15 protein-coding genes are annotated in these 12,312 nt (G+C 69.6%); 5 read left to right on the forward strand and 10 right to left on the reverse strand.

The window, feature by feature from the left end:
• Positions 1-4 precede the first annotated feature (4 nt).
• Positions 5-1,258, forward strand: a complete 1,254-nt coding sequence (locus QRN44_RS04490) for a four-carbon acid sugar kinase family protein (RefSeq protein WP_121291591.1) — start codon at positions 5-7, stop codon at positions 1,256-1,258.
• Here QRN44_RS04490 and QRN44_RS04495 read toward each other — a convergent pair.
• Positions 1,255-1,626, reverse strand: a complete 372-nt coding sequence (locus QRN44_RS04495; RefSeq protein WP_285038388.1) for a winged helix-turn-helix transcriptional regulator — start codon at positions 1,624-1,626, stop codon at positions 1,255-1,257. The genes QRN44_RS04490 and QRN44_RS04495 overlap by 4 nt on opposite strands.
• Positions 1,627-1,742: 116 nt before the next feature.
• On the opposite strand from QRN44_RS04495, the gene QRN44_RS04500 reads away from it, so the two are divergent.
• Positions 1,743-2,600, forward strand: coding sequence for an SDR family oxidoreductase (locus QRN44_RS04500; protein ID WP_175116410.1), 858 nt, complete (start codon positions 1,743-1,745; stop codon positions 2,598-2,600).
• Positions 2,601-2,690: 90 nt separating this feature from the next.
• Here QRN44_RS04500 and QRN44_RS04505 read toward each other — a convergent pair whose 3' ends face one another.
• The 6 genes from QRN44_RS04505 to QRN44_RS04530 all read right to left on the reverse strand — a co-directional run bounded on the left by QRN44_RS04505 (position 2,691) and on the right by QRN44_RS04530 (position 5,342).
• Entirely contained in the window at positions 2,691-2,909 is a 219-nt protein-coding gene (locus tag QRN44_RS04505) for a hypothetical protein (RefSeq protein ID WP_064294172.1), read from the reverse strand.
• A 151-nt stretch (positions 2,910-3,060) separates the two neighbouring features.
• Positions 3,061-3,684 carry a hypothetical protein gene (locus tag QRN44_RS04510; protein WP_121291587.1) on the reverse strand — a complete coding sequence of 208 codons (624 nt, stop codon included), beginning with the start codon at positions 3,682-3,684 and terminating at the stop codon, positions 3,061-3,063.
• The gene (locus QRN44_RS04515; RefSeq protein WP_121291586.1) at positions 3,681-4,289 is read right to left on the reverse strand and encodes a DUF6286 domain-containing protein; all 609 of its coding nucleotides are present in this window, start codon (positions 4,287-4,289) and stop codon (positions 3,681-3,683) included. Before QRN44_RS04515 ends, QRN44_RS04510 begins: the two co-directional genes overlap by 4 nt.
• Positions 4,286-4,699 carry a hypothetical protein gene (locus tag QRN44_RS04520; protein ID WP_285038389.1) on the reverse strand — a complete coding sequence of 138 codons (414 nt, stop codon included), beginning with the start codon at positions 4,697-4,699 and terminating at the stop codon, positions 4,286-4,288. The genes QRN44_RS04515 and QRN44_RS04520 overlap by 4 nt, the downstream gene beginning before the upstream one ends.
• Entirely contained in the window at positions 4,696-4,887 is a 192-nt protein-coding gene (locus tag QRN44_RS04525; RefSeq protein ID WP_121291585.1) for a DUF2273 domain-containing protein, read from the reverse strand. The genes QRN44_RS04520 and QRN44_RS04525 overlap by 4 nt, the downstream gene beginning before the upstream one ends.
• Positions 4,884-5,342 (reverse strand): Asp23/Gls24 family envelope stress response protein, encoded by a 459-nt coding sequence (locus tag QRN44_RS04530; protein ID WP_079001390.1) that lies wholly within the window; start codon positions 5,340-5,342, stop codon positions 4,884-4,886. Before QRN44_RS04530 ends, QRN44_RS04525 begins: the two co-directional genes overlap by 4 nt.
• A 241-nt stretch (positions 5,343-5,583) precedes the next feature.
• Between QRN44_RS04530 and purL the strand changes: the two genes are divergently transcribed.
• Entirely contained in the window at positions 5,584-7,917 is a 2,334-nt protein-coding gene (purL, locus tag QRN44_RS04535) for a phosphoribosylformylglycinamidine synthase subunit PurL (RefSeq protein ID WP_121291584.1), read from the forward strand.
• Positions 7,918-8,144: 227 nt separating this feature from the next.
• Here the strand turns inward: purL and QRN44_RS04540 are convergent, their stop codons facing one another.
• Complete coding sequence (locus QRN44_RS04540; RefSeq protein WP_285038390.1) at positions 8,145-8,585, reverse strand: GntR family transcriptional regulator; 441 nt, start codon at positions 8,583-8,585, stop codon at positions 8,145-8,147.
• Between the two features lie 181 nt (positions 8,586-8,766).
• Here QRN44_RS04540 and QRN44_RS04545 point away from each other — a divergent pair, with 181 nt between their 5' ends.
• A complete protein-coding gene (locus QRN44_RS04545) occupies positions 8,767-9,453 on the forward strand; it encodes a GntR family transcriptional regulator (protein ID WP_079001387.1) in 687 nt (228 codons plus the stop codon).
• A 134-nt stretch (positions 9,454-9,587) separates the two neighbouring features.
• On the forward strand, positions 9,588-10,253 hold the full coding sequence (gene pnuC, locus QRN44_RS04550; protein ID WP_285038391.1) for a nicotinamide riboside transporter PnuC: 666 nt from the start codon (positions 9,588-9,590) through the stop codon (positions 10,251-10,253).
• Here the strand turns inward: pnuC and QRN44_RS04555 are convergent.
• Positions 10,184-11,518, reverse strand: coding sequence for a sensor histidine kinase (locus QRN44_RS04555; RefSeq protein ID WP_285038392.1), 1,335 nt, complete (start codon positions 11,516-11,518; stop codon positions 10,184-10,186). The two genes, pnuC and QRN44_RS04555, sit on opposite strands and share 70 nt — an antisense overlap.
• The gene (locus QRN44_RS04560; protein ID WP_121291714.1) at positions 11,518-12,180 is read right to left on the reverse strand and encodes a response regulator transcription factor; all 663 of its coding nucleotides are present in this window, start codon (positions 12,178-12,180) and stop codon (positions 11,518-11,520) included. The genes QRN44_RS04555 and QRN44_RS04560 overlap by 1 nt, the downstream gene beginning before the upstream one ends.
• Positions 12,181-12,312: the final 132 nt, after the last annotated feature.

Here is a 12,312-nt window from a genome sequence, read left to right on the forward strand (position 1 = left end):
CGATATGAAGACGATCATCCTCGACGACGACCCCACCGGCACGCAGTCGGCGTCCGGCGTCGACGTCCTCCTCGAATGGGACGCCGATCTCATCGAGCAGACGCTCGGCGGAGCCGATGCGGTCTACCTGCTCACGAACACCCGCGCCGTCCCCGAGGGGGAGGCAGTGGCGCTCCTCGAACGCACTCGAGCCGAAGCGGAGGAGGCGGGACGCCGTCTCGGAGAACGGGTGCACGTCGTCCTCCGAGGCGACTCGACCCTGCGCGGGCACGTGTTCCCCGAGACCGCCGTCTTCACCGGAGACCGCAGCGTCATCGTCTTCGTCCCGGCCTTCCCGGAGGGCGGGCGCACGACGATCGACGGCACCCACTACGTCCGCATCGGCGACGAGACGCTGCCGGCCCACGAGACGGAGTACGCCCAGGACCCCGTGTTCCCGTTCCGCTCGGGACACCTGCCGGACTACGTGCGCGAGCAGTCCGGTCGGGAGGCCGCCCACTTCGGCCTGGCGGGTCTCCGCGACGGCGCCGCCGAGTTCCGTGCAGCTCTCCGTGATGCCGTTCCCGGAACGGTGCTCCTTCCGGACGCGGAGACCGGAGACGACGTGCGGATCATCGCGCAGGCCATCACGGCGGCGTGGGCCGACGGAGCCGACGTGGTCGTCCGGTCCGCGTCACCCCTCGCTGCAGCCATCGCGGGCGTCGAGAGCGACGGCCTCCTGCCCTCGCCGCTCGTCGCGGAGCCGGTCGCCGCGCTCCTCGTCTGCGGCTCCCACACCATCGGTGCGACGCGACAGCTCGCGCCCGTCGAGGCGGCGTTCGGCCCCGCCGAGATCGTCCCCACGAGCGACGCCCTCCAGGATGCCGTCGCCACCGGGCGGGCCGTGGCGGAGGCCGCTCGAGCGAGACTCACCGCGACGGGGTTCGCCGCGATCTCGTCCGAGCGGGAACGGGACGCCTCGCACAACACGCTCGACCACGGTGAGCGGGTGATGATCGCCCTGACGTCGGCGACCGCTGCGCTCCGACGATCGGTTGAGGTCGTCGTGTCGAAGGGCGGCATCACCTCCGCCGAGGTCGCCCGGGTCGGACTCGGTGCACGGCGCGCTCGCGTCCTCGGACAGGTGCTGCCCGGGGTCTCGGTGTGGAGTGTGGTGACACCCGAGCACGAAGAGAAGCTCTACGTGGTCGTCCCGGGCAACGTCGGCGACCCGTCGACACTCGTCGACGTCCTCACCGCGCTCGGCCGGACCGCCTAGCGCCCGAGGATCTCCGACGCGTTGTGGTCGATCCACGCCATCAAGGGCATCAGGTGCTCGTTGAGGTCGCGACCGCGGTCACTCAGGCTGTACTCGACACGGGGCGGGATCTCGGGGTGCGCGACGCGGATGACGAGGCCGTCCTCCTCGAGCGTTCGGAGCGTCTGGACCAGCATCTTCTCGCTGATGCCCTGGACCACCCGTCGCAGCTCACCCCAGCGATGGGTGCCGTCGGACAGCGCCAGGAGGACGAGGACGCCCCACTTGCTGGTGACGTGGTCGAGCACCGTGCGCGAGGGGCATGCGGCAGGCAGGATGCCGTCGGTGAATCCAGGGCGTCTTCCCAGCTGCGTGTCCACGCTCGTCATGGCTCATTCCTTACTCGTCGGACAGTAGCTTACCTCAAAGTGGGTACTGCAGATCGGGAAGTAATGTGATCGGAAGCGGGTTCCTCCTCAGCGAACCCCATCGAAAGGACCCTCACATGTCTCTCGTCGTCACCGGAGCCACCGGCCACCTCGGCCACCTCGTCGTCGAGCACCTGCTCGCCCGCGGCACCGACCCCGCCACCATCGTCGCCACCGGCCGCCGGACCGAGGCACTGGCCGATCTCGCCGCACAGGGCGTCCGCACCGCGAAGGTCGACTTCACCGACCCGGCCACCCTCGACGCCGCGCTCGAGGCCGGCGACACCCTGCTGCTCGTCTCCGGGAGCGAGGTCGGCCAGCGCGTCGCCCAGCACGCCGCCGTCATCGACGCCGCAAAGCGTGCCGGCGTCGCCCGCCTCGTCTACACGAGCGCGCTCCGGGCCGACACCTCCCCGCTGATCCTCGCCCCCGAGCACAAGGCGACCGAGGAGCTCATCCGCGCGTCCGGCCTCCCCTTCACCATCCTCCGCAACGGCTGGTACACCGAGAACTACGGCCAGTCCGTCGACCAGGCCAAGGCGACCGGATCGTTCGTCGGGAGCGTCGGCGACGGCCTCGTGTCGAGCGCGTCTCGCACCGACTACGCGGAGGCGGCCGCCGTCGTCCTCACCACCGACGGCCACGAGGGCAAGGCCTACGAGCTCGCCGGCGACGTCGCATGGTCGCACCCCGAGCTGGCGCAGGCGATCGGCGAGGTCGTCGGCCGAGAGGTCGTCTACCAGGACCTCTCCCCAGAGGACCACATGAAGGCCTTGCTGGCGGCCGGTCTCGACGAGGGCACCGCGGGCTTCGTCGTCGCGCTCGACGGCAACACCCGCGACGGCCTGCTCGCCGAGACGAGCGGCGACCTCAGCCGGTTGATCGGCCACCCCACGACGCCGCTGGTCGAGGGGCTGCGCACGCTCGTCGCCTGAGCATCACCACGCACCAACGACGAAAACGCCGTCCGTTCGCCCGAATTCGGGAGAACGGACGGCGTTTCGTCCGAAGACGGGCGAAGGGGCTCAGTGGAGCTTCTTCTGGACTTCCTTCTGGGCCTTCGCCGTGGCCTTCTTCGCGTTCTTCACGGCCTTCTTGCGCGCCTTCTCGACGCGAGGGTCGTTCCAGAACTCTTCTGCGGCGTGCTTGATCTCGCGGTACCGGGTGCGTCCGGCCTTCGCGCCGAGCGTGTAGGCACCGAAGGCGATGAGGCCGACGATGATGAGGAGGATCTTCTTACCCATGATGTTGCTCCCTCTCCCACGGATCGCCGTGGGGCGTTGATGTGTCCCGATGGTTCATCCCGCGACACTGGCATTCTGCGACGCGCGGCTGCGGATCAGCCGATTCGGACGGGGGCTTGCAATTGCACCGGCACGTCCGGATCAGTGACGGTCACTGGAGGACGCGCTTCGGCTTGGCGGCGCGGAAGCCGCCGCCGACCTCGACGAGGACGGGGAGCTCGACGCCGAGCAGGCGGTCGAGCGACTCCACCGCCGTGCTGACGGTCTCCACCGCCGTGCGGGGTGAGACGCCACGCCGGCAGGTGACGGCGACCTTGAGCGCCTGCGCCCGGTTCACGTCCCAGGCGGAGACGCGGACGGACGAGAACGCCTCGGTGTCGTCGAGGGCATCGCCGAGGGCATTGGCCGCGACGTCCGTCTCGAGCACGATGTCGCCGTGCTCGACGGTCGCGCGATGCACGACGCCGGAACGGCCGCGCCCCTGGCGAAGGACGAACGAGATGAGCAGGGCGGCGACGACCACGAGCAGCACGATGCCGGCGATCGGGACGAGGACCGAGGCCGTCTGACCGGCGTCCGCGCTGGACACCGCTGCGAACGGGTTCCAGGCGAACCAGCCGTCGATCGTGTCGAGCACGGCGGCCCGATTGTCGCGCCACCAGTCGGCGACGACGGGCACGGTGACGACGGCGAGCGCCGCCGCCCCGATCACGACGAACACGAGTCCGATGAGGAGGATGAGCAGACGGTTCAGTCCGCGGTTGGTGGAGTTCACTGTCCGACCTTCCCGTTCGACGAGATGGAGGTGGTCGCCCGGAGCGACGGCTGCAGGCCGAACGCATCGAGGTCTGCGGCGACGGCGCGGTCGACTTCGGACCGGTCGACGCGCATGCCGCTGGCCGGGGTGATCCGGATCGCTGCGGTCCGCCGCCCGACGGCCACGGAGGTGCCGTCAGGATGCGTGGCAGCCGTCGTCGAAGCGCGCTGCGCGAGGGCCGACGCGATGACCTCGTCATCGACGACCGCGAGTACGCGCCCGGTCGACAACAGATGGCGGTGACGACGTCCCGGTCCGAGCGCGATCCCGATGAGGACCACTCCGAGCAGGAGCACGAGTGCCCCCGCGACACCGAGGATGACCGGTTGCGTCGACGGCAGGCTCGCCGCGGCTCCCGGGATCTCACCCGGGGCGACGAGGAGCGGGCGGACGCCGATGAGGGCGAGCACCGTCTCCACGGCGATCCAGAGCGCGACGAGCACGAGCAGGACCGCGAGGAGGATCGCGGCGGTCGAGCGCGGCGAGTGCAGTTCGCGGCGAGCCAGGCGCCGGAGCACCCTCGTCGGGCCGGCGGCCGGGGTCGTGGCTGCGGTGGCGGTCATGAGACGCGTCCTTCCTGGTCGATCTCGAGTCCGCTCACGCGGATGGAGACGCGCGAGACGCTCGAACCGGACAGCTGCTCGACGCGAGCGGCGATGGCACCGGTGGCGGCCGAGACGCGCTCGACGATGGAGCCCCCTGAGCGCTGGAGCGCGTCGGGGGTGGCCGAGACGCGCGCCAGTGGGATCGCACGCATCGGCGAGGTGACGATGAGCGCGAGCGCGCCCTGGTCGTCGGCGAGCTCGACCTTCACACGTCCCGCCGGGACCCCGAGCGACTCGGCCGCGATGTTCACGGCGACGTGCTCGAGGGCCTTCGCGGTGATCCGCGTCCGGCCCGGCCCGCCGTGCGGGTGCACGACGGGCGCTTCGGCGACCGAGGGGACTCCCCGGTCGAGGACGGCGGTGGTCATGACGAGACGCGCTTCCCGCGGACGGCGTCGATGATCGCGTTCAGGTCGGTCTGGCCGGTGACGATGCGGGCCACGAGGGCGCCGATCCCCATCGCGACCGCGACGAACACGAACGCCCAGAACCCGAAGGCGACCCAGCTGAGTGCGAGGACGGCTCCGATCAGGATGCCGGTGTTGGTGGCGGTCACTGGACTCGCGCCTCGGCGTTCTGGTCCTCGTCGTCGGACGGGATGAAGACGTCGCTGACGGTCACGTTGACCTCGGTGACCTCCATGCCGACGAACTGCTCGATCGCGCGGATGATGGAGGCGCGGACCTCGCTCGCGACGGCCTGCAAGTCCACCGGGTAGTCGGCGACGATCACGACGTCGACGGCGACCTGGGTCTCGCCGACCTCGACACGGATGCCCTGCGACAGGTCGGAGGAGCCGATGGCGTCGCGGATGGCACCGAACGCACGGGCTGCGCCACCACCGAGGGCGTGCACGCCGCGGACCTCGCGGGCTGCGATGCCGGCGATCTTCGCGACCACGCCGTTGTCGATGACCGTCTTGCCGTGGGTGTTCGTCTGCGTGGCGGCGTTGTTCTCGCCGACGACACCCTTCGTGACGGTGGGCTTCGGGGAGTTGGTGGTGTTCGACATGGTGTTGCCCTTCCTGGTTCGTCTCGAGCGAGCGGTTGATCGCTTCGTTGGTGATAGGACGCAACCATCGCACCGATCGTCACGGTCGATCTCGAACCTCGTGAAGAGACCTCGAATCCTGCACCGCACCGTGACGAATGGGCGTCGACCTCCGACGCCCATCCGAGCATCTGTTCGTCGCTGCACGCCGCTAAGATTGGTGGGTCCGGCATCCCACCACTTCCTTTGGAGTCCTGCCCTCGTGACGACCACCACCCCCACCAGCTCCGCCGTCGCCGACACCGTCGAGAACGCCGTCGCGACACCGGACCGCGAGCAGCCCTACGGCGCCCTCGGCCTGAAGGCCGACGAGTACGCGAAGATCCGCGAGATCCTCGGCCGTCGTCCCACGAGCGGCGAGCTCGCCATGTACTCGGTCATGTGGAGCGAGCACTGCTCCTACAAGTCCAGCAAGATCTACCTGCGCCAGTTCGGCCAGAAGGTCACCGACGACATGAAGAAGAACCTCATGGTCGGCATGGGAGAGAACGCCGGCGTCATCGACGTCGGCGAGGGCTGGGCCGTGACCTTCAAGGTCGAGAGCCACAACCACCCCTCCTACATCGAGCCCTTCCAGGGGGCGGCCACGGGCGTCGGCGGCATCGTCCGCGACATCATCTCGATGGGTGCCCGACCGGTCGCCGTCATGGACCAGCTCCGTTTCGGCGACATCGACCACCCCGACACCGCACGCGTCGTGCACGGCGTCACCGCCGGCATCTCCTCCTACGGCAACTGCCTGGGCCTGCCGAACATCGGTGGCGAGACCTACTTCGACAAGGTGTACCAGGGCAACCCGCTGGTCAACGCCCTGTCGGTCGGCGTCCTGCGTCACGAGGACCTCCGCCTCGCCAACGCCTCGGGTGTCGGCAACAAGATCGTCCTCTTCGGTGCCCGCACCGGTGGCGACGGCATCGGCGGCGCCTCCATCCTCGCGTCCGACTCCTTCGACGCGAACGGCCCGACGAAGCGTCCGGCCGTCCAGGTCGGCGACCCGTTCGCCGAGAAGGTGCTCATCGAGTGCTGCCTGGAGCTCTACCGCGACAGCCTCGTCGAGGGCATCCAGGACCTCGGTGCCGCCGGCATCTCCTGCGCCACGAGTGAGCTCGCGGCCAACGGCGACGGTGGCATGTTCGTCGAGCTGTCGCACGTGCTGCTGCGCGACCCCTCGCTGACGCCCGAGGAGATCCTCATGTCGGAGTCGCAGGAGCGCATGATGGCCGTCGTCGAGCCGGGCAAGCTCGACGCGTTCCTCGCCGTCACCGACAAGTGGGACGTCGAGACCTCCGTGCTCGGTGAGGTCACCGACACCGGCCGCCTCGTCATCAACTGGCACGGCGAGGAGATCGTCAACGTCGACCCCTCGACCGTCGCGGTCGACGGCCCGGTCTACGAGCGCCCGGTCGCCTACCCCACCTGGATCGACGCACTGCAGGCCGACTCCGCCTCGGCCCTCCCCCGCACCGACGCCCCTGCCGAGCTGGAGCAGCAGTTCCGCTCCCTCCTCGGATCGGCGAACCTCGCGGACAAGAGCTGGATCACCAACCAGTACGACTACTACGTGATGGGCAACACCGCGCTGTCCTTCCCCGACGACGGCGGCATGATCCGCGTCGACGAGGAGTCCGGCCTCGGCTTCGCCATCGCGACCGACGCGAACGGCCGCTACTGCCAGCTCGACCCGCGCCAGGGTGCACAGCTCGCGCTCGCGGAGGCCTACCGCAACGTCGCCGTCACCGGTGCCGTCCCGGCCGCCGTCACCGACTGCCTGAACTTCGGCTCGCCGGAGAACCCCGAGGTCATGTGGCAGTTCTCCGAGGCCGTCGCCGGCCTGTCGGACGCCTGCCTCGAGCTCGGCGTGCCCGTCACCGGCGGCAACGTGTCGTTCTACAACCAGACGGGCGACGTCCCGATCTTCCCGACGCCCGTCGTCGGCGTCCTCGGCGTGATCGACGACGTCGCGCGCCGCATCCCGAGCGGATGGCAGGACGAGGGCGACAACCTCTACCTCCTCGGCACCACGTCACTCGAGCTCGACGGCTCCGCCTGGGCCGGGACGATCCACGACCACCTGGGTGGCCTCCCCCCGAAGGTCGACCTCGCCGGCGAGAAGACGCTGGCCGAGCTGCTGCACGCCGCGGCCAAGGAGGGCCTCGTGTCCTCCGCCCACGACCTCTCCGACGGCGGTCTCGCTCAGGCGCTCGCGGAGAGCGTCATGCGCTTCGGTGTCGGTGCCCGGGTCTTCCTCGGTGAGCTGCTCGCGCGCGACGGCGTCGACCTCACGACGGCGCTCTTCTCCGAGTCCACCGGACGCGTCATCGTCTCGGTGCCGCGCGAGGACGACGTCAAGTTCCAGGGCCTGTGCGAGGGCCGCGGCTACCCGGTGCTCCGCATCGGCGTGACCGACGCCTCTGCCGTCGGCGACGCGACCGAGCCCGCCCTCGAGATCCAGGACGTCCTGACCATCCCGGTCTCCGAACTGCGTCGGGTGTCGAAGAGCGTGCTCCCCGAGCGGTTCGGCCCGGTCATCGGCTGAGCGACCCGACTCCACACAGCCCCTGCGCCCGACGGCGTGGGGGCTGTGTCGCTGTCGGGGCTGTGTCGTTGTCGGATGGGGCTCGATACGCCGGGTGGGCGGATACCCGAAACCCACCCACCCGACTCACCACCGGGCGCTCAGGCCAGGAACCCGAATGTCCTGACCGGCGTCTCCGGCAGTGGCGTCGCAAGCGACTACTTCAGCATATCAGCATTTGGAATGCTTCACGGAAGCGTCGCGGCCATCCCCCACAGCCGTTCCACGGCTAGTTCCGCGGCGATCGCGTCGCCCTCCGCGACCGCGTCCCGGAGGAGCGGGAAGTCGACCGCGAGTGACGGCCAATCGAGCCAGTCGGTGTCGGCGGTGACCTCGAGTTGCGGCGACAGTAGCGCGAGTGCGTCGCGAGCGGTCGTGACCAGGATGCGATTCGGACAGAGAGCGACGAGATGGTCCATGAGCGGCCACGAGAGCTCGGCGTAGGCGACCGGGTCCTGCAAGCCGATCACTCGCGACACCTCCTCCAGCTCGGCGACGAGCGCCGCTCGGTCGGCGTCCTCGAGGACGGGCACGGTCACGCGCGTCACACCGCCCAGCAGTGCCCCGAGCGTCTGGAAGAGATGGATCCGTCGATGGCGGGGCCTGCTGGCCGCCGAATCCGCCGACATGCGTCCCACCTTCCTGCCGTTCCAGGTCAACCCGTGCGCGTCAGGATAGCAAGGCTCAGCGCGCCCGACGACACCTGTGCATCCGGCATGTTCTACAACACATGAGGCACAAAACTATCCAACACACCTTGGATATCGGTATTCTGAACTGGTCATATCCCAGCTCGACGATCGGAGTCCCATGCCTGTTCCCAAAACCGTCGAGACGAGCCCTCGGAAGCTCCTGCGCGACATCGTCTTCGAGCAGCTCCTGACCGCCATCGAGGACGGCACCCTCGAGCCCGGGGAACGCCTCAATGACGAGGAGCTCGAGAAGTGGCTCGGTGTCTCGAGGACCCCGATCCGCGAAGCGATCAGCAAGCTCGCCGACATCGGACTGGTCGAGACCGCCCCGCAGCGGTACACCCGCGTCGCGAAGCCCACCGCCGAGCAGTACGCCGAAGCACTGCGCCTCCTGAACGGCTTCCACGAGCTCAGCGCGCGGTGGAGCATCCCGCAGTTCACCGACGAGGACGTCGCGGCGTTCCGCGAGCTCGGCGACGCGGTGCTCGCGGACATCGAAGCGCGTGACAAGCACGTCCTCCGGTCGTCCTCCGCCTTCGCCGACTTCATGGTCGAGCGCTCGGGCAACTCGCTGCTGCAGCAGGTCGCCCGTCAGATGAACACCCGGGTGACCTACACCTCGCTGCCGACGATCGACTTCTTCCAGTGGGACATCTTCGCCGCGTACGTCACCGGACTGGTCGCGGCCGCCGAGGCACGCAGCGCCGAGGACGCCGAGCGCGTCATGCGCAAGCAGGCCGAGGCCACCGACGCCTTCCTCGAGCAGGTCATCGCCGCCGGTGGAGCATTGCCCGCCGAGAGCTAGCCGGCGAACGCTGTCGAACAGCGGACCGTCACAGAGCCGCCTCCCGATCGGGAGGCGGCTCTGCACGTTGTACGGTGGACCGTCGGTCGCGTGACCGCGCATCATCTGGCCACGGACCTGATCGGAGCACTGCAGTGGGGATCCTCCTCTGGCTCTTCGACGCGACGTTCAGCGTCGGCGACCAGGTGGTCCTCTGGCGGGAGGTCGTCGGCAACCTGTTCGGCCTGGCGAGCGCCCTCGGAGGCATGCGTCGCCGCGCCTGGGCCTGGCCCGTCGGCATCATCGGCAACGCGCTCCTCCTGACCGTCTTCCTCGGCGCGGTCTTCCACACGCCGAACCCGACCAACCTGCTGGGACAGGCGGGCCGCCAGCTCATGTTCATCGTCGTGTCGATCTACGGCTGGGTGCAGTGGCGACGGGTCGAACGGGTCGAGGCGACGACCGGTCCGGTCGCCGTGATCCGACCCCGCTGGGCCGGCTGGCGGGTGCGGCTCGTCCTCGTCGGCCTCCTGCTCGGCGGCACGCTGCTCCTGATCCCCGTGTTCCGGGCACTCGGTTCCTACGAGCCGGTCTGGGCCGACGCCTGGATCTTCATGGGATCCCTCCTCGCGACCTGGGGGATGGCGAAACGCTGGGTGGAGTTCTGGCTCATCTGGGTCGCGGTCGACCTGGTCGGCGTGCCGCTCCTGTTCGGCGCCGGGTACTGGGTCTCGGCGTCGATGTACCTGTTCTACGGGGCGTTCACCCTCGCCGGCTTCTTCGTGTGGGCCCGCGGCGAGCGAGTCGTCACGGCGCGCTGAGCTGACGCCGCCGCATCCATGTCCGGGCGGTGCGGCGGAAACGTGACCGTCACCACCAGCCCACCCTCCGACCGCGCGGTGAGCTCGAGCGAGGCCCCGTGCACCTCGGCGATGCTCTCCACGATGGCGAGTCCGAGCCCGCGTGACCGCTCCGGACCGCGCGCGACCCGGCCGCCGGCGCGGTAGAACGGTTCGGTGAGCCTCGCGACCACGTCCGCCGGGATCGGCTCCCCGGAGTTCTCGATCCGCAGGACCACCGCGCCGCCCGACGGCCCGCCCGACCGACGCACCGAGACGTGCACGAAGCCGCCGTCGACGTTGTGCCGGACGGCGTTCTGCAGGAGGTTCCCGCACAGCTGATGCAGCATGGCCTCGTCGCCCCAGACCGCGAGGTCCTGTACCTCGGCCGTGCAGTCGATCCCCAGCGCTCGAGCCGCTGAGGCCGCGGCGACGCAGGCGTCGGAGGCCAGCTCTCCGAGTGCCACGGTCTCACCCCGCAGCTCCGAGTGCTCGAGGTCGGCGAGGTCGAGCACGGCCTCGACGGTCTGGATGCTGCGCGTGTTCGTCTCACGGAGCCGGGCGATGAGTCCCCGGACGATCTCCTCGTCGAGGTCGTCGCTGGTCGCGGCGACGTCGAGCATCGCCTGGGTCGTCGCGAGCGGGGTCCGCAGCTCGTGCGAGGCGTTCGCCGCGAACCGTTGGTGGGCGCGGAACGACCGGTCGAGCCGTTCGAGCATGTGGTCGAAGGTGTCGGAGAGGTCGGTGATCTCGTCCCGCGGGCCCGCGAGGGCGACCCGATGGTCGAAGGATCCGGTCGCCGCCCGCTGCGCGGCCACGTTGATCTCGTGCAACGGACGCAGCAGCCTGCCCGACAGGATCCATCCGCCCCACGCACTCGCCGCCGCGAGGACGACGAGCACGATGAGCGACCAGACGAGGAGCGTGTTCAGGATGTCGCTCTGGTCCGAGACGACGAGGGCCGCGGTACCGTTCGTCGAAGTCAGCCCCTCGGCCGGCTGGTAGGTGGCCGCCCCGGCGACCTCGGTCGGCACGGTCGCCTGCAGCCGGGTCGCGCCGTCCAAGGCCGCATCGGCCCGCACCGCGGTGATCGCGTACGTCGGGACGTACCGCATGAAGGCGTAGATGAGGGCGAGCATGATCGAGCCGGCGACGGCGAACAGCAGCGCGTACGTCAGCGTCAAGCGCATGCGCACCGTCAAGCGGTTCGGGCGGCTGAGCAACCCCGCGGCGTCGGAACGGGGCATCAGTCGCCCTCGATCCGGTAGCCCGCGCCCGGGACGGTCGTGATCACCCACGGCGAGCCGAGGCGTCGGCGGAGGTTCGAGATGGTCACGCGGATGGTGTTCGTGAACGGGTCGACGTTCTCGTCCCAGGCCTTCTCGAGGAGGGTCTCGGCGCTCACGACGCCGCCGTCGGCGAGCAGCAGCTGCTCGAGGACCGCGAACTCCTTCCGCGACAGCTTCACGTACACGCCGTCGCGGAAGACCTCCCGCCGGAACGGGTCGAGTCGCACCCCCGCGCGCTCGAGGACCGGAGGGCGCGACTCCGCCGTGCGCCGGGCGAGCGCGCGGAGCCTGGCCACGAGCTCCGGGAACTCGAACGGTTTCACCAGGTAGTCGTCGGCGCCGAGGCCGAGGCCGGACACGGTGTCGTCGAGTCGACGTGCCGCCGTCAGCATCATGACGCGGACACCGGGATGCTCGGCGACCACCGTTCGGCACACCTCGTCACCGTGGGTGCCCGGCAGGTCCCGATCGAGGAGCAGGACGTCGTAATCGTTGATCGTGAGCGCCTCGAGCGCTGCGTCGCCGTCGTGGACGACGTCCGCGGCGATCGCCTCCTGCCGGAGGCCGGCTCGGACCGCCTCGGCCAGGTAGACCTCGTCCTCGGCAACCAGGACGCGCATGATGTTCCTCTCGATGGGGTGTGGTGACATCGGGATCGTACGGACGCCGATCGAGCAACCCCCGAGTGTCGGTTATCTATCGTGCCCTTCGCGATGTTCAGAGAACGTCAACGTTTTCCTTGACGCCCGGAC

The organism is Plantibacter sp. lyk4-40-MEA-4 (assembly GCF_030209415.1).
Taxonomy (GTDB): domain Bacteria; phylum Actinomycetota; class Actinomycetes; order Actinomycetales; family Microbacteriaceae; genus Plantibacter; species Plantibacter flavus_A.

Excerpts from the sequence above, each read along its gene's own strand:
- QRN44_RS04490 (WP_121291591.1), top strand. The coding sequence starts at position 5 with ATGAAGACGATCATCCTCGACGACGACCCCACCGGCACGCAGTCGGCG.
- QRN44_RS04495 (WP_285038388.1), bottom strand. The coding sequence starts at position 1,626 with ATGACGAGCGTGGACACGCAGCTGGGAAGACGCCCTGGATTCACCGAC.
- QRN44_RS04500 (WP_175116410.1), top strand. The coding sequence starts at position 1,743 with ATGTCTCTCGTCGTCACCGGAGCCACCGGCCACCTCGGCCACCTCGTC.
- QRN44_RS04505 (WP_064294172.1), bottom strand. The coding sequence starts at position 2,909 with ATGGGTAAGAAGATCCTCCTCATCATCGTCGGCCTCATCGCCTTCGGT.
- QRN44_RS04515 (WP_121291586.1), bottom strand. The coding sequence starts at position 4,289 with ATGACCGCCACCGCAGCCACGACCCCGGCCGCCGGCCCGACGAGGGTG.
- QRN44_RS04520 (WP_285038389.1), bottom strand. The coding sequence starts at position 4,699 with ATGACCACCGCCGTCCTCGACCGGGGAGTCCCCTCGGTCGCCGAAGCG.
- QRN44_RS04530 (WP_079001390.1), bottom strand. The coding sequence starts at position 5,342 with ATGTCGAACACCACCAACTCCCCGAAGCCCACCGTCACGAAGGGTGTC.
- QRN44_RS04540 (WP_285038390.1), bottom strand. The coding sequence starts at position 8,585 with ATGTCGGCGGATTCGGCGGCCAGCAGGCCCCGCCATCGACGGATCCAT.
- QRN44_RS04545 (WP_079001387.1), top strand. The coding sequence starts at position 8,767 with ATGCCTGTTCCCAAAACCGTCGAGACGAGCCCTCGGAAGCTCCTGCGC.
- QRN44_RS04555 (WP_285038392.1), bottom strand. The coding sequence starts at position 11,518 with ATGCCCCGTTCCGACGCCGCGGGGTTGCTCAGCCGCCCGAACCGCTTG.
- QRN44_RS04560 (WP_121291714.1), bottom strand. The coding sequence starts at position 12,180 with ATGCGCGTCCTGGTTGCCGAGGACGAGGTCTACCTGGCCGAGGCGGTC.